The 16,661-nt window shown below is 43.2% G+C and carries 15 protein-coding genes; 4 read left to right on the top strand and 11 right to left on the bottom strand.

Translation table 11 applies throughout. From position 1 onward, the window contains the following. Positions 1-3 precede the first annotated feature (3 nt). Genes POV27_RS04005 through mraZ form a run of 3 tightly spaced genes read right to left on the bottom strand, consistent with a single transcriptional unit; the run spans position 4 to position 1,675 of the window. Complete coding sequence (locus POV27_RS04005; protein WP_272861437.1) at positions 4-321, bottom strand: FtsL-like putative cell division protein; 318 nt, start codon at positions 319-321, stop codon at positions 4-6. Continuing rightward, positions 322-1,218 carry a 16S rRNA (cytosine(1402)-N(4))-methyltransferase RsmH gene (rsmH, locus tag POV27_RS04000; RefSeq protein WP_272861436.1) on the bottom strand — a complete coding sequence of 299 codons (897 nt, stop codon included), beginning with the start codon at positions 1,216-1,218 and terminating at the stop codon, positions 322-324. Then, positions 1,205-1,675, bottom strand: coding sequence for a division/cell wall cluster transcriptional repressor MraZ (gene mraZ, locus POV27_RS03995; RefSeq protein ID WP_272861435.1), 471 nt, complete (start codon positions 1,673-1,675; stop codon positions 1,205-1,207). Before mraZ ends, rsmH begins: the two co-directional genes overlap by 14 nt. A gap of 243 nt (positions 1,676-1,918) precedes the next feature. Between mraZ and POV27_RS03990 the strand changes: the two genes are divergently transcribed. Both POV27_RS03990 and yihA read left to right on the top strand, forming a co-directional pair. After that, on the top strand, positions 1,919-2,683 hold the full coding sequence (locus tag POV27_RS03990; protein WP_272861434.1) for an alpha/beta fold hydrolase: 765 nt from the start codon (positions 1,919-1,921) through the stop codon (positions 2,681-2,683). A gap of 10 nt (positions 2,684-2,693) precedes the next feature. Beyond that, the gene (gene yihA, locus POV27_RS03985) at positions 2,694-3,299 is read left to right on the top strand and encodes a ribosome biogenesis GTP-binding protein YihA/YsxC (RefSeq protein ID WP_272861433.1); all 606 of its coding nucleotides are present in this window, start codon (positions 2,694-2,696) and stop codon (positions 3,297-3,299) included. On the opposite strand, the gene POV27_RS03980 is transcribed toward yihA, so the two are convergent. The 6 genes from POV27_RS03980 to gldB form a co-directional block, all read right to left on the bottom strand. Further along, entirely contained in the window at positions 3,296-3,652 is a 357-nt protein-coding gene (locus POV27_RS03980; protein ID WP_272861432.1) for a GTPase, read from the bottom strand. The genes yihA and POV27_RS03980 overlap by 4 nt on opposite strands. A 91-nt stretch (positions 3,653-3,743) precedes the next feature. Continuing rightward, positions 3,744-5,588 (bottom strand): T9SS type A sorting domain-containing protein, encoded by a 1,845-nt coding sequence (locus POV27_RS03975; protein WP_272861431.1) that lies wholly within the window; start codon positions 5,586-5,588, stop codon positions 3,744-3,746. Positions 5,589-5,732: 144 nt separating this feature from the next. After that, positions 5,733-6,590 (bottom strand): AraC family transcriptional regulator, encoded by an 858-nt coding sequence (locus POV27_RS03970; RefSeq protein WP_272861430.1) that lies wholly within the window; start codon positions 6,588-6,590, stop codon positions 5,733-5,735. An 88-nt stretch (positions 6,591-6,678) separates the two neighbouring features. Next, positions 6,679-10,401, bottom strand: coding sequence for a T9SS type A sorting domain-containing protein (locus POV27_RS03965; RefSeq protein WP_272861429.1), 3,723 nt, complete (start codon positions 10,399-10,401; stop codon positions 6,679-6,681). A gap of 99 nt (positions 10,402-10,500) precedes the next feature. Then, entirely contained in the window at positions 10,501-10,836 is a 336-nt protein-coding gene (gene gldC, locus POV27_RS03960; RefSeq protein ID WP_272861428.1) for a gliding motility protein GldC, read from the bottom strand. Next, positions 10,833-11,792, bottom strand: a complete 960-nt coding sequence (gldB, locus tag POV27_RS03955) for a gliding motility lipoprotein GldB (RefSeq protein ID WP_272861427.1) — start codon at positions 11,790-11,792, stop codon at positions 10,833-10,835. Before gldB ends, gldC begins: the two co-directional genes overlap by 4 nt. Positions 11,793-11,898: 106 nt before the next feature. On the opposite strand from gldB, the gene nadE reads away from it, so the two are divergent. Beyond that, positions 11,899-12,684, top strand: coding sequence for an NAD(+) synthase (nadE, locus tag POV27_RS03950; protein WP_272861426.1), 786 nt, complete (start codon positions 11,899-11,901; stop codon positions 12,682-12,684). Positions 12,685-12,844: 160 nt separating this feature from the next. Beyond that, complete coding sequence (locus POV27_RS03945; RefSeq protein WP_272861425.1) at positions 12,845-13,477, top strand: response regulator; 633 nt, start codon at positions 12,845-12,847, stop codon at positions 13,475-13,477. A 4-nt stretch (positions 13,478-13,481) separates the two neighbouring features. On the opposite strand, the gene dnaG is transcribed toward POV27_RS03945, so the two are convergent. Continuing rightward, positions 13,482-15,446, bottom strand: a complete 1,965-nt coding sequence (dnaG, locus tag POV27_RS03940) for a DNA primase (protein ID WP_272861424.1) — start codon at positions 15,444-15,446, stop codon at positions 13,482-13,484. Between the two features lie 131 nt (positions 15,447-15,577). After that, positions 15,578-16,627: a hypothetical protein gene (locus POV27_RS03935; protein ID WP_272861423.1), complete on the bottom strand. Its 1,050-nt coding sequence runs from the start codon at positions 16,625-16,627 to the stop codon at positions 15,578-15,580. Positions 16,628-16,661: the final 34 nt, after the last annotated feature.

The raw sequence follows: 16,661 nt of genomic DNA, 5'->3' as shown, positions 1-16,661 counted from the left end.
TCTTTACCTTTCTGTCTTTATAACTATCTTTTTGGGCGGGGTTTCTGAAGGAAACAAACCTCGGCGCTCCATCGCCCTAATAATTTTGCTTTCCATTTTGGCCTGCATGAGCTGCATCCTCACATCCACATACTCACTCTTCAACTCTTTTACCTCATTGTTGAGGCGTGCAATTTCATGCACCTTTCTATCGGCACTGTGTGAACTTCCAATCATCACCAAGGCCAAAAAGGAAAGGAAAATGATGAACCTCCAGTTCTTGAAAGCATCATCACTTACCAAGAACCTTCCCTTGACGATATTGTAAAAGCTCTTTTTCATTTATAGTTTTTCGGCCACGCGTAGCTTCGCACTACGGGCTCGACTGTTTTCTTTTATTTCATCCTCAGTAGGAAGCACAAACTTACCTACCGGCTTAAAGGGCACTTCTACCCTACCAAATACATCCTTTTCGGGTTCACCTTCGAACATACCATTGCGCATAAAGCGTTTTACCAAACGATCTTCTAAGGAGTGATAGGAAATAAGGCTTAGGCGTCCCCCAGACTTCAATACATCCTGAGTTTGCACCAAGAATTCCTTCAAGGCTTCCAGTTCTTGGTTCACCTCAATCCGAATGGCTTGATATACTTGAGCTAGAATTTTATTTTCCCGATGTTTCGGAAGAAATCTACCCAAGGCTGCTTTTAATTGATTGCTAGTCTTAATAGTCGCCAAACCCCTAGCTTCTACAATAACCCTGGCCATGCCAGCAGCAGCCCGTAATTCTCCATATTGAGACAGGATCCTTCTAAGATCGGCCTCGCTATATTCATTGATTACTTGAAAGGCAGATAATTCACTTTCCTGGTCCATGCGCATATCCAACTCGGCCTCGAACCTTGTTGAAAATCCGCGTTCCGGCGCATCGAATTGATGGGAAGAAACCCCAAAATCCCCAAGGATTCCATCCACTTCCTTATGGCCGTAAAAGCGGAGGAACCGTTTGAGGTATCTAAAATTTTCATTGATGAGCATAAAACGCGGATCATCGATAGCATTTTCCAGAGCGTCTTTATCTTGATCGAAGGCGATGAGTTTACCATCGGCCCCGAGGTGTTTTAAAATTTCCTTGGAATGCCCACCCCCACCGAAGGTGACATCCACGTAAACCCCATTGGGTTTAATATTCAACCCAGCTACGGTCTCTTGCAGTAAAACTGGATTATGATATTCCATTAGCATCATTTGCATCCCCCATTACTTCTTCGGCCAGATCGGCAAAATCATTGGCCGCATCGTCTATGGCCTGTTCATACTTCTGCTTGTCCCATATCTCCACAATGTTGATTGCCGAGGAAACAACAAGCTCTTTTTCTATTCCCGCAAAGGACATGAGGTCCTTCGGAATGTTGATCCTTCCGGTCGCATCCAGCTCTAGGGTGCGCACCCCAGCCGTAAAACGCCGAATGAAATCATTGTTCTTTCTGTTGAAGCGATTGAGACCACTCATCTTCTCCATCAACTTCTGCCATTCCTCCATTGGGTACAGCTCCAAACAAGGCTGAAAAACGGCGCGCTTAATAACAAAACCAGCCCCTGATACAGGAGCTAATTGCTTCTTCAAATCGGCGGGTACCATGACCCGACCCTTGACGTCCGCCTTGCATTCGTATGTCCCAATGAGATTGAGCACTCAGTACTGATTTTTCGAATTCGTTGAACCAAATATAATTAAGTTTTACCACATTTTACCACATTTTACCACTTTGTTGATAAGTTTTACCACCCCTTTCCTTTAAAAACGTTTTCGGATTATTATTTATTCTGAAAATCAATCATTTAAGAAAATTTTAAAATGTAAGTTTTCAACAATGCTTTACGACTCATGCTTTCATTAAAATTTATGTACTTTTGTTTTGTAATTCGCTAACCCAAAATGACGCATCCTCTTAAGAAAGAAGGCAAGTTTTCATATTTAGAAATAGGTGAGGGAACTCCCATTATTATCATGCATGGACTCATGGGAGGACTAAGCAATTTTGATGGTGTCGTCAATTTCTTTCCCGATAAAGGCTACAAGGTGGTGATCCCAGAATTGCCCATATACAACATGCCTATTTTGAAAACGAACGTGAAGAATATCGCGGTCTATGTTTCCGATTTTATCGAGCATAAAGGATATGACAAAGTGATGTTATTGGGTAACTCGCTTGGTGGTCATATTGGTCTTATGGTAACCAAGTTATTTCCTGAAAAAGTAAAGGCTTTGGTCATTACCGGAAGCTCTGGTTTATACGAAAGTGCTATGGGAGAAACCTACCCGAAGCGAGGTGACTATGATTACATAAAACAGAAGGCGGAAAATGTTTTTTACGATCCTGCCATTGCGACCAAGGAAATCGTAGATGAAGTATACGACTCTGTTAACGATCGCAACAAGCTGATCCGAACCCTTTCCATTGCCAAGAGTGCCATTCGCCACAATATGGCAAAGGACTTACCGCATATGCCTAATCCTACCTGCATTATTTGGGGGAAGAACGATACCGTGACTCCACCCGAAGTAGCAGAAGAATTCCATGAGCTACTGCCCGATTCCGACCTGTATTGGATTGACAAGTGCGGACACGCTGCCATGATGGAGCATCCTGATACTTTCAACGACCTTCTCTACGCCTGGTTGCAGAAACGAGGGTACTAATACGAAAGCCATGAAAATAGCATCGGCAGAATTTGTGATGAGCAACAGTGATGTTGCCAAATGCCCGAAGAATTCCCTGCCGGAGTATGCGTTTATAGGCCGAAGTAATGTTGGGAAATCGTCGCTCATTAATATGTTGATGCAACGGAAGAACTTGGCGAAGACATCTGGAAAACCGGGGAAGACACAGCTCATTAATCACTTCATTATCAATAAAAATTGGTACTTGGTAGATTTACCTGGATATGGTTACGCCCGTGTGTCTAAATCGACCAAAAAAGTATTCCAGAAATTCATCACCCAATACTTCGAAAAGCGACAACAATTAGTACTGGCCTTTGTTTTGGTGGATTGTCGTCACGAGCCCCAAAAGATTGATTTGGATTTTATGCAATGGATGGGCGAAAACCAGATCCCTTTCAATATCATCTTCACTAAAGCGGATAAACTGAAGCCCAATGCGCTTTCCAGAAATATTGAGGTGTATGTTGAAAAAATGCTGGAAACCTGGGAAGAAATGCCACAGTACTTCGTTACCTCATCCAGTAAGAGTATAGGACGCGATGAGCTGTTAACCTACATAGACACCATTAATGATCAGCTACGCCAGGGTTAACGGGTTCTTTTAGAAATTTCTTCGATCAATTCTTCCGAAGAATTCATTTCATTTAGGGTAGTTGCATCGATAAATACTTCCAATTCTTTATTTTCTGAAAGCACTACCGGGAAATCATATTTTGGCAACCATTTGGACCGATAGGTGTTTAGAAATTCATCCTTATGGAGAAACTTCATTTCATGATCGGACGATTGCCTGTAGGACTTCCATAAATCGTCTTCAGTAAATTTCCCAAAGGTAATAGTGCAGAGATTACAATCATAAGTAGAAGGACTTACAATCTTGTGAACATTATCCAAAAGCTTATCCACAAACCCCGAATCGGCATTATATACGAATATGAGTTTCATTCATTAGTAAAAGTACTCCAAAATATAAAAAGGGACAAGGCACAAGGCCTCATCCCTTTTCCGACAACGTGACTAATAAACCTCTTATCTATTACCTCTTTATCAGTTGCTTCGTAGTGTTACTACCTGTCTCGTTATCTTCAATTTGAACGATATAGGTTCCGCTATTCAGGGAGGAAAGATCCAAGTTCACTTCAGTTTGCGTACTGAATTCAGCTTGACTCACCAATCGACCTGTAATATCATATACGGTTACCTGAGCATTTATTGTTTGTCCTCCCAAGAAGGAAATGCTTACGTTATTATTGGCTGGATTTGGGAATAAGGCAAATTCGAAAGCATTCTCGAACGAGTCTATAGAAAGAATCTCACAATCGTCGCCTGTGAGACGAATCACTTCAATAAAATCGTCGGAAATATCGCTACAATCTTCTGCTTGAAGATCTGCAAGGGGCAAGCCAACAAAATCATCCTGATTCAATCCTCTATAACTCCATCCCCAAATACGACATGTTCCTGGACCTGCACCATCCAAATCTATTTCGGAACTGCCGGAAAAGGCAAGAATGGTATTGTTGGCATCACTATCGGTAATTACATATCTAAAGGTAAGATTTGCGGCATTTGTGGTATGGGTTACCGAAAGTGGATCGGGCGAACCATCTCCAGCACAAATAGACACGGAGGTATCACCGTTTGCCAGACTTACCGAACCTCCATCGGGTTCTTCACGGATCACATCTATGGCAATATCCGAAATATCCGAACAGTCCTCAGCCTGTAAATCGGCCAATGGCAATCCTATAAAATCATCTTGGTTTAGGCCTCTATACGACCAACCCCAGATGCGACAGGTACCGATACCGGCACCATCTAGATCGATGGAACTGGTGTTCATGATCGCAAGGATGATGTTGTCATCACTGTCATCGGTTACCACATAACGGAACGTTAAGTTCTCTGCTGTAGTCACGTGGGATACAACGAGTGGATCCATACGCCCGTCTACACAGATCACGGCTTCCAATCCATCGGCAGAGATGGAAGTGGTTCCATTAGGGTTCCCAGTAGCTGCAATGTCGATTTCCACGCTTCCTCCATCGGCTTCTTCGCGAATTACTTCAATGGCATTGGACAAATCGAAACATCCTTCTAAATCGGCAATGTTCTGCCCTACCATATTACCGCTAAGACCATCTTCATAACGAATGTACCAGATATCACAAACTCCAACACCTGCTCCATCCAAATTGAAAGGAGGCGCTGCCGGCAAGCCTAAGATTTGGCCAGTGGTCTGATCGGTAATGATCCAACCCGCATTGGTTCCCACGGCACCAGGATCGCGATTTACATTCAACGGATCCGCATTGCCATCTACACAAATACTCACCGAAGTTTCACCTCCATCGAACGATATATTGGGCGCATAGACAATCGAGGAAATCCATGCTTCTACCGATCCTCCGGTGGAAGTAGCATAAGGAGCTGGACAATTAATGAAGTCGCTTGCATCGTCCCATCTACCTGCCGTAACGGCTTGTCCAGATCTTGGCTGATTGGGTCCTCCCCATTGTACAAAATCCAATAAAATATCGGGATCTGAGGAACTAAAGTTATTGGTTGAGAATAAGCTAAGACCATCGGCAACAGGATCTACATTAAAGGTAAGTTGCAACGTACCTCCCGCAGGAATAGTAGCACTTCCGCCATTAAGGGCACCTACATTGGCATAGGCTCCAGGTCCTAGACAAAGCCAATAGGGAGACACATCTAGTGGACTGGCATTAAAATTTGTTAGGGTCACCTGATCGGTATTGGGAATCACCTCGGTAATCCTAGCCCCCGTTTGGGCAAAAGCCCCCATTGCCATAAAAAGCAAGGTAAATGATACAAACCAATGACGGTTTACATTTTGAACAAATAATTTCTTTTTCATTTTTTCTATTTTTTAATTAATACCCCAAAAGTATTGGTGGCTGAAAAACAGAAATGTAAGCTGCTTTACATTAGCTAGTTAACAGCTTGTTAAGTAAGAACAGATAAGGTTCAACGAAGGTTCAAAAAAGTTCAAAGGGTGATGTTAGCGATATTCATTGGGGAGTACGCCATACTTTTTGAAGAATTGATTTCTGAAGGTCGCTGGATTCTCGAAACCACTTTTATTGGCCACTTGATGTATTTTGTATTTTCCGTTCTTCAGCAGTTTTTCTGCATATTCCAAACGCTTATCCTTAATCCAGCGAGCAGGGGTTTCCCCATAAATATGCTTGAATTTTCTTTTAAAGGTAGAAATGCTCATATGGCATAAAAATGCCCATTCCTCCATGCTCAAATTGTTGAGATAGTTCTTGGAAACTACTTGTCGTATTTGATAAGTCTCGTCAGAAACCACTGGCTTAAGCATATGGTACACCTTTCCCTGAAAGTCATTGAGGGATAGATAATGCAATAATTCCTTAGATTTTATATCGATAAGGTCTTTATAATTCTGACTTTTCGAATATTCATTGAAAATAAGCGAAATGCTGTTCACAAAAGGTTTCAAGAAAGAGGCGTGCTCTAATAAAAGAACCTTCTTGGCTTCAATATCCCCTTCTAAATCTTTAGGAGTGTGGTTCATGTAGAACTCCTCGAGCACATCTTCCGAAAGAAAAACTATATAGGCCTTAAACTGACTATTTAAACCCGATAGGCTTTCGGACATCACATAAGGACCTTTATTAACAATAGCAGAATGCCCTTCAGTAACATAAAAAATGCCTTCTGGGGACTGCAGCTTCACCACGCCTTCTATGACATATAAAAAGAATAACTGTTCTATATTCAGAAGAATATCCTTTACCGAATCCAGTTGGTGAAAATACTCGATCACCTTTCCAGCCCTTCCTTCCAAAACGTTGAACTTGGGATTTTTGCTAAAATAATCAGGAAACTTCATACGCAATTCATACTATGTAAAAGGGGCAAAGCACTAAGGCTTTACCCCTTTCGGACAACGTAACTAACAAAAAGTCCTTATTTATCTATTATCTCTTTATTAATTGTTTGGTAGTGTTACTTCCTGTTTCGCTATCCTGTATCTGTACCAGATAGGTTCCACTGTTCAAGGAGGAAACATCCAAGCTTACTTCGGCCTGTGCGTTAAATACGCTTTGTGCAACCAAGCGCCCGGTAATATCATAAATACCAACCTCTGCGTTTACACTTTGTCCTCCAAGGAAGGAAATACTTACACTGTTATTAGCTGGATTTGGGAACAAGGCAAATTCGAATGTATTTTGGAACTCACCAATGGATAGAATTTCACAATCGTCTCCAGTAAGTCGATTCACTGTAATTGGATTGGAGAAATCGAAACAACCATCTAAATCCGCTACATTCATTCCTGTTTCCAGACCAGAAAGTCCATCTGCATAACGAATGTACCAGATATCGCATACACCAGGTCCTGCTCCGTCTAAATCGAAAGGAGGCGCCGCCGGCAATGCAAGGATTTCTCCAGTAGCATTATCGGTAATTACCCATCCACCATTGGCTCCTACACTGGTGCCGACAATTTCTACATCGATAGGATCGGCTTCACCATCGCCAGCACAGATGTTAATTTCAGTATCGGTAGTACCTGCTATTTGAATCGCAGCTCCATCTACACCTTCACGGTTCACTCTAATAGGATTGGAAAGATCGAAACAACCCACTAAGTCGGCCACATTTTCTCCTGTATTTAGTCCTATCAATCCCGATTCGTAGCGGATGTACCAAATATCGCACACTCCATCTCCAGCTCCTTCTAGGTTGAAGGGTGGTGCAGGTGGCAACGCAAGTATCTCACCCGTAGCATTGTCGGTAATCACCCAACCGTTAAAGGACCCTGCAGTTGGACCGATTACAGTTACATCGATAGGGTCATCTATTCCATCACCAGCACAGATATCTATTTCTGTAGCACCGGTTCCTGTGATTTCAATTTCTGAGGCATCAACTCCCAGTCTATTTACGGTTACCGGGTTGGAAAGATCGAAACATCCATCCAAATCCCCGACGTTTGCTCCTACGTCAAGTCCACTAAGACCATTTCCGTAGCGAATGTACCAGATATCGCACACGCCAGGTCCCGCACCGTCTAAATTGAAAGGTGGTGCAGGTGGCAAAGCAAGGATTTCACCCGTAGCATTGTCGGTAATCACCCAACCGCTAAAGGTTCCGATACCGGTACCATCTACTGTAATATTAATCGGGTTATCAATACCGTCACCGGCACAGATAGTAATTTCAGTATTTCCAGGTGAACCTGTAATGAAAATAGGGGCAGAGCTTACACCTTCACGGTTCACGCTAATCGGATTCGAAAGATCGTAACAACCTGCAAGATCGGCCACATTTTGACCTGTGCTTAAGCCTGTTAATCCGTCCTCATAGCGAATGTACCAAATGTCGCAAACTCCGTCTCCAGCGCCTTCTAAATCGAAAGGTGGTGCAGCAGGCAGGGCAAGGATAGTTCCCGTAGCATTGTCGGTGATGACCCAACCACTGTTGGCTCCTACTCCAGTTCCTACCACGGTTACATCTATGGGGTCTCCTATACCGTCTCCAGCACAAATATCAATAGAAGTGGCACCAGATCCTGTGATTTCTATGGCAGCAGCATCAGGGTCGTTTCTGGTTACAGATATTGGGTTGGAAAGGTCAAAGCATCCCATAAGATCGGCTACATTCTGACCTGTACTAAGCCCAGTTAGTCCATCTGCGTAACGAATATACCAGATGTCACAAACTCCGTCTCCGGCACCGTCTAAATCGAAGGGTGGCGCAGGTGGTAAGGCAAGGATGGTTCCAGTAGCGTTGTCGGTAATGACCCAACCGCTATTATCTCCAACACCAGCTCCTACTACGGTTACGTCTATGGGATCGCCAATACCGTCTCCTGCACAAATCTCAATTTCGGTGGCTCCTGTTCCAGTGATTTCAATAGCAGCTGCGTCAGGATCATTTCTGGTTACCGAAATTGGGTTGGAAAGGTCGAAGCATCCGTTCAATCCAGAAACGTTCTGTCCTGTCATTAATCCGGTAAGACCATCCTCGTAACGGATGTACCAGATGTCACAAACGCCATCGCCAGCTCCATCTAAATCAAAAGGAGGTGCAGGCGGTAAAGCAAGGATGGTTCCTGTAGCATTATCGGTAATGACCCAACCACTGTTGGCTCCGACTCCGGTTCCCACTACAGTTACGTCGATAGGATCACCTATACCATCACCAGCACAGATATCTATGGCGGTAGCTCCTGTACCTGTAATTTCAATAGCAGCGGCGTCGGGATCATTTCTGGTTACTGAAATTGGATTCGAAAGGTCGAAACAACCATTCAATCCAGATACGTTCTCTCCTGTCATCAACCCAGTCAACCCGTCCTCATAACGAATGTACCAGATGTCGCAAATACCATCTCCAGCACCATCCAAATCGAAGGGTGGCGCAGGTGGTAAGGCAAGGATGGTTCCAGTAGCGTTGTCGGTAATTACCCAACCACTGTTCGCTCCTACTCCCGTTCCCACTACGGTCACGTCGATGGGATCACCTACTCCATCACCAGCACAGATTTCAATTTCCGTGGCTCCCGTTCCAGTGATTTCAATAGCAGCAGCATCGGGATCGTTTCTGGTTACTGAAATTGGATTAGAAAGGTCATAACAACCATTCAATCCAGATACGTTCTGTCCTGTCATTAATCCGGTAAGACCATCTTCGTAACGGATGTACCAAATATCACAAACTCCATCGCCAGCTCCGTCTAAGTCAAAAGGTGGTGAAGGAGGTAAAGCCAAAATGGTTCCAGTGGCGTTGTCGGTAATGACCCAACCGCTGTTCGCTCCTACTCCAGTTCCTACCACGGTTACATCGATAGGGTCTCCTATACCATCTCCCGCACAAATATCAATAGCCGTTGCTCCTGTGCCTGTGATTTCAATAGCAGCAGCATCGGGATCATTTCTTGTTACCGAAATTGGATTGGAAAGATCGAAGCATCCCATAAGGCCAGAAACATTCTGTCCTGTCATTAATCCAGTGAGACCATCTTCGTAACGGATGTACCAAATATCACAAACGCCATCTCCGGCTCCGTCTAAGTCAAAAGGCGGTGCAGGTGGTAATGCCAGGATGGTTCCTGTAGCGTTGTCGGTAATGACCCAACCGCTGTTGGCTCCCACTCCGATTCCTACTACGGATACATCGATAGGGTCTCCCATTCCGTCCCCAGCACAGATTTCCGCAGCCGTAGCCCCGGTTCCAGTAATTTCAATAGCAGCAGCATCGGGATCATTTCTTGTTACTGAAATCGCATTCGAAAGATCGAAGCATCCTGCAAGACCAGAAACATTTTGCCCGGTCATCAATCCAGTCAATCCATCTTCGTAACGAATGTACCAGATGTCGCAAATACCATCTCCAGCTCCGTCTAAGTCAAAAGGAGGTGCAGGTGGTAAAGCAAGGATGGTTCCGGTAGCGTTATCGGTAATGACCCAACCACTATTGGTACCCACTCCGGTTCCTACAACGGTTACATCTATGGGATCCCCTACGCCATCGCCTGCGCAGATTTCCGCAGCCGTAGCCCCGGTTCCAGTAATTTCAATCGCCGCGGCATCTGCCAAACATTGGGCGTTCACGGCAACACTCCAAAAAAATAGGAATAGGAAGGCTCCTAATCCTCTTTCTATGGTTTTGATTTGAAATAATTTTTCTTTCATCGTGTTTATTTTTTGTTGATACCACAAACTTATAAACCGACAAAAACAGAAAATGTAAGCTAGCTTACATTAGAAGTATGTTTAGAATTTTTTAACAGATTATTTCTTGGTAAGTTCCAGTTTTTCAGCAAAATAATCACAAAAATCACGCATAGTGTCGCTCATTTTCTCATCGCTAGTTGCTCGCTGAAAAGTATCCGCCATGGCCGTGAGGGTTTGGTGAAAAAACACCTTCATTTCGTCCAAAGGCATGTCCTTGGTCCAAAGGTCGATGCGAAGGGCTTCTTGGGCCTTATGGTCCCATACCGACAGCAGTACCGCCTTGGATTCTTCGGAATGCACGCCTCCATCGGGAGCAGACCATTGTAGTTTTTCGGGAATTTTATTCTCGTCTAGAGCTACCTTAATACTTATTTCGGAGGTATGTACACTCATTTCTTGGGTTTGTATTTAGAATTCTTGAATAGTTCGTCGGGTTCCATACGCATTAACTCTTGCAGGGAAACCTCATTATTTTCGGCAAAAGACTTTACAATTTGCCATCCTACATAACGGCCTATCATACCTGGAGACTCGTTATCCAATTCTAAGTTGAATTTAGAAAAGGGAGCGGGATTTATGAATCGGGAAGGCAGTTTGGCATCTGTACTATACAGCAATTCATTTTCCACAAAATAACGCCAAATATCCACCTCATTTTCATCCGCCCAAAGCATTTCTCCTTCGGTATACCCTATTTTCTGGGCATTGGTCAATTCGGGTAGCCAAAGGTCCTTTAGGTATAATCCCTTTCCGAAATAGACCATTTGCGCCAACAAGGATCGCTGTTTGGGAACTGCTACATATTTTTTGGAGTAGGCCATAGCCACATCCGAAAGAATAGCATCTGGTTGCATATTCTTCGTAATGTATTTGGAGATGCCTTCATAAAAGGGATGCTCGCTTCCCAAGTAGGTATCCAATTCGATCACCAATAGCGTGTCCTGAGCAATGACTTTGGTTTTATAATCTACATCCGAAGTTGCCGTATACACCTTGGGAACCGTGAAATCTGAATGATAATATCGAATGTGCTGGAACAAGTCCGTGAGCCCTTCTATAAGGTTGTCTTCATTAGGAAATACGTTCGTTACAGCTTCATTCAATTGTTGCTGCAGGGTATCGTTCATGCGCCCAATCCAAATACTATCATGATATTGCTTTGGGAAAAACAAAGGGTATTGGACCTTTAGATTCGGTAAATCGGCAATGGATGCCTTTCCGAAGATTTTATCGAAGCGGATCAATTCGAAATCCACCGGAACCTTTGCAATTTCCTGTTCTGTCTTTGATTTGGAGTTACATCCCAAAACCAAAATCGCGAGTAGTATGCCAAACAGATATTTCTTCATGAGTGTCTTTTTACAAAAGAGTAACGATAACGCCTTTTATTAATTTTGCTTTTGCCGTACTTTTGCGATGCAAAGGTATTATTATTCATCGTTAAACCCTTACAAAATGCAAACGGAAAAAGTGACCCAATATATTGTCGACTGGTTAAAGGACTACGCCCAAAATGCGAATATGAACGGATTTGTAGTCGGTGTAAGTGGCGGTATCGATTCTGGAGTTACCTCAACCCTTTGTGCCATGACGGGGATGAATACCTTATGCGTAGAAATGCCCATTCACCAGGCACAGTCGCAGGTTAACCGTGCCCAAGAACACATTGCCCAATTAAAGGAGCGTTTTCCAAATGTGAGCGATGCACGGGTAGACCTCACCCCGGTTTTCGAGGAATTTAAAACGGAGGTTCCCGAAACCTCCTTAGAAACCTTGGATCTTAGTTTGGCCAATACGCGCGCACGCCTGCGCATGACTACCTTATATTATTTTGCGGGACTACATCGCTACTTGGTGGCCGGCACAGGTAATAAAGTAGAAGATTTCGGTGTAGGGTTCTTCACAAAATATGGAGATGGTGGGGTCGATCTAAGCCCTATAGCTGATCTTTTAAAGAGTGAGGTATACGAAATTGGGTTATTTGTTAAGGTTCCTGCCTCTATACAAAAGGCAGTTCCTACCGATGGCCTTTTTGGCGATAGCCGAAGTGATGAAGACCAGATTGGAGCCAGCTATGACGAACTGGAATGGGCCATGAGCATGCAGGACCAAGGTAAAAAGCCGGAGGATTTTGAGGGTCGGGAGCGAGAAGTGTACGAAATTTACCTACGATTGAACCGCATAAACCAACACAAAGTAACTCCGATTCCAGTGTGTGAAATCCCCCCAGAATTCAAATAATATTTGCTTTTAACGAATTTTCTTGAATTTGAACGAAAAATCCCTCGTTCCCTAGTTTCTTTTTATAGTTTTGAATTTGTAGTAGAAGTATTACAAAAAAACCTCACACATAAAAAACTATATCCCCGTTTTTAGTTAAACGAGAAAAACGGACTAGAAAATGAAAAGAATCGTTATTGCAGATCATCATCCGGTAACCCGAAAGGGAATAGCTTGTATGATTAAGAAAAATGAAAACTATACTATTGTAGGTAAAGCCAACAATGGAGACGAGTTGTTCAAGAACTTAAAAGAGCTACAGCCCGACATCTTGATCATGGAGATCGATATGCCGCAAATAAACGGCATTAATGCGCTAAGAAACATCAAGACCGAATTCCCGGAAACCCGCGTACTCATTTACTCAACCCACCCTGAAGAAATTTACGCCCTTCGTTCCATTAAATCGGGAGCGGCAGGATATGTGCCTAAGACAGCTTCCACCAAAGTATTCTTAAAAGCATTGAAGCAGATTGCCAAAGGTGGTATCTTCCTTAATGAGGAACTTACCTCGACCTTTACAAGCCGCAATGTTGGAGAAGCCAGTGCCATAAGCCGTTACAAAAAGCTTTCTTCCCGCGAAATAGAAGTACTCAACCTACTTTCTAGCGGAAAAAGGAATAAGGACATTGCTAATGCCCTTAACATTAATGAGAAAACCGTAAGTACGTACAAGACAAGATTACTGAAGAAATTGAAAGTGGATAACCTCGCAGACCTTATCCACCAATCAAGAATGTTTCAGTTTGGGTAGGTAATTAAACCACCCGTCTTAACTTTTCGGAAAGTACCATGCGCAAGGTGTTGTAATCCTGAACATCTTGAAGTATATCTTGTTTTTCTAATTCTTCCTTTTCGGTAATAGTTCCGGCCAATTCGGCAATCTTCATATTTACGAAATGGCGCCGTAAGTTTAATATGGTTTCCATGACCATCTGCGGAATGGAATACTCTTTCAATTTCACATAGATCTCCTTCCGATCCCAAGAAGCCAACTGATATTTTTCATCATCCATCAATATATGGGTCACTGCTTCTGCCGATTTAGGCGGTAATTGATTCACAAAGGCTTCCATCTTTATCTCCTGCTGTTGATTGAGCGTATTGATAATATCGAAATACAGTTCCTTAAAACTTTCATTAGCAAACTCAATCTCATCTTCCTGTAAATCCAAATACACCTTTTCGAATACTTTAGACTTTACTTTTTCGGGCTTAAAGTTGATACTGCCGTCCTCGGAAGCTTCTAAGATTAAATCTTCGAAATCCTCTTCCACATGGCCGTAGAGCAGTAATAATTCTATGATCTTGCGCTCCAATTCGTATTGAACGTCCACCTTCTCTATCGGGGCTTTTTGCTCCGTAACCACTTCCATAGGCTTTGGTGCATCCTGCTTGGCCCTTTTGGAAGCATCACGCTTCTCTTTTTCGAGCATTTGGGCCAGGGTACTAAAGAGTACTTCCTCGCTAATGTCCATGATGCGACCGCATTCTTTAATATATACCTCCTGCTTTATCACATCGGGTATCTTAGAAATACTGGTCACCATATCCCGTATGGTCTCGGCTTTCTTTATAGGATCGTTCTCGGCCTCCCTAGCTAACAATGAAGCTTTGAAATTGATGAAGTCCTGTGCATTCTCCTCTAAATACAAGGTTACTTCCTCCAAGCTATTCTTTTTGGCAAAAGAATCTGGATCATCCCCTTCGGGAAAGGTGCAAATCTTCACGTTCATCCCTTGCTCTAGGATAAGATCAACCCCGCGCAAGGAAGCTCGTAATCCGGCCGCATCCCCATCGAACAGCAAGGTAATGTTCTTGGTAAGACGGTTAATGAGTCGAATTTGCTCGGGCGTTAGGGCGGTTCCCGAGGAAGAAACCACGTTCTTAATGCCTCGTTGATACATTTGGATAACATCGGTATATCCTTCTACCAAATAGCAGTTATCCTCCTTGGCAATGGTCTGTTTGGCATGATAAATACCATACAGGACTTTACTCTTATGATAGATATCACTCTCTGGGGAATTGAGATATTTGGCTGCTTTCTTGTCGTTGGTAAGGATACGTCCTCCAAAGCCCAATACACGACCGCTCATACTTAAAATGGGAAACATTACCCTTCCTTTAAAGCGATCGAATTGCTTCTCGCCCTTTACGATGGTTAATCCGGTTTTTTCCAGATAACTCAGTTGATATCCATTCTTAAGTGCATGCCCCGTAAATGCATCCCATTCATCTGGGGAATAACCCAATGCGAATTTTTGAATGGTCTCATCGGTAAAGCCACGTTCCTTGAAATAGGTTTTCCCTATGGCCTTCCCTAGCTCACTATTCAGCAAAGTATCATAAAAGTAATCTTTGGCGAATTCGCTTACCAAATACAGACTTTCCCGTTCGCTGGCCTTTTCCTTTTCTTCGTCGGATTGCTCCGTCTCTTCGATTTCTATCCCATATTTTTTGGCCAGATACCGAATGGCTTCGGGATAGGAGAAATGTTCGTGCTCCATTAAGAAAGCCACTACGTTCCCTCCCTTTCCACTGGAAAAGTCTTTCCATATCTGCTTCACGGGTGAAACCATGAAACTAGGCGTGCGTTCATCGGTAAAAGGGCTGAGCCCCTTGAAATTGCTACCTGATTTCTTCAGTTGTACAAAATCACCGATCACCTCCTCTACCCGGGCTGTGTCGAAAACTTGGTCTATGGTAATTCGCGAGATCAAATTTGGAAGTGATTGAACAACAAATATACTTTTTTCTTGCCCATCAAAATACAAAATCCAAGCACAAAAAAGGCCTCCCAAAGGAGGCCGCTACACAATCAGCTAATTCAAGAAATTAACCTAAAGCAAAATCAGTCCATATCGAAACGAAGCCCCAACGAAAGGTTTCGCTGCTCTACGGGATTATCTTTAAAAATGGGATTGAGATCGTATTTGGCATATAATGCGCTTCCACGCCAGCCTATATAGGCACTTACCCCATAAATGAAGTTACTGGCATTGAAATTCCCTTTTTGTTTTTGTTTTATATCCTCCGCACCATCATTGAATTTCAGTTTTTGACGCGTTGCCAAACGCAATCCGGCATAACCTCCAAATCCAAACTTTACCTTTCTGTGGGTATAGTAGCGGAAGTAGTCCTTACCTTCCACTTTTCGGGAAGGTCCTACCTCAAAATGCACGGGAACTACCAAGTTATCGATTCTGAACTTGGACTTATCCAAATCACGATCGAAGGTCTGTAATTCGGTTTGGGTTCCTGTATCTACGAAATAGCGGTTATCGGTAGGTTTTAGCCCATTAAACTGAAAAGAGAACCCATATTTTATCCGCAACCAATTCGTTTCCTTAAAAACACGGGTCTTCCAAGCCCATCCCAATTCGGCAAAACGGCTTCCTGCCACTTTAAAATCACTGTCTTCCAAAGATTCCCCTTCGGTTATCACATTGTTAAACCCGAAGGCAAATACAAAATCACTGGTAGTTCTGCGATCGTACTTCCTCTTTTTAGGAGTATAATCGATCCCAAAGACCCTTCCTTCTCCAAAAAATTTAATTTCAATTTTGTCGTTTTCTAGAATCTCATCGCCTTCCCCATTGCGCTTCAGCAAGGCAATTTTATTGTCTACAATGGCCAAGCGATTCTCAATGTTGAGCGCTCTTTTCTCAGCGGCTTCATTTTTTAAGCGCCCTCCTTCTTCTTCGGTGATTTCGCCATCTTCTACGCGTTTATTAATGGCCTCTACTTCTCCTTTAAGCGCATCTTTTTCCTCATTAATGATTTCCTCCTTGCTCAATTCGAGTACCTCTATCTTGGTTAAAGAGTAAATTTCTTGGGCATGGCATTGGAACGCAGCCAGCACCCACATCACTAATGCGATGCAATAGGTAATGATTCTCATGTGTGTTCGATTTATTGCTTTGTTTACAAAGCGT

The sequence above is a fragment of the Aureisphaera galaxeae genome, assembly GCF_028561275.1.
Classification (GTDB): Bacteria; Bacteroidota; Bacteroidia; order Flavobacteriales; family Flavobacteriaceae; genus Aureisphaera; species Aureisphaera galaxeae.
This window is presented reverse-complemented; position numbering and strand designations above follow the sequence as displayed.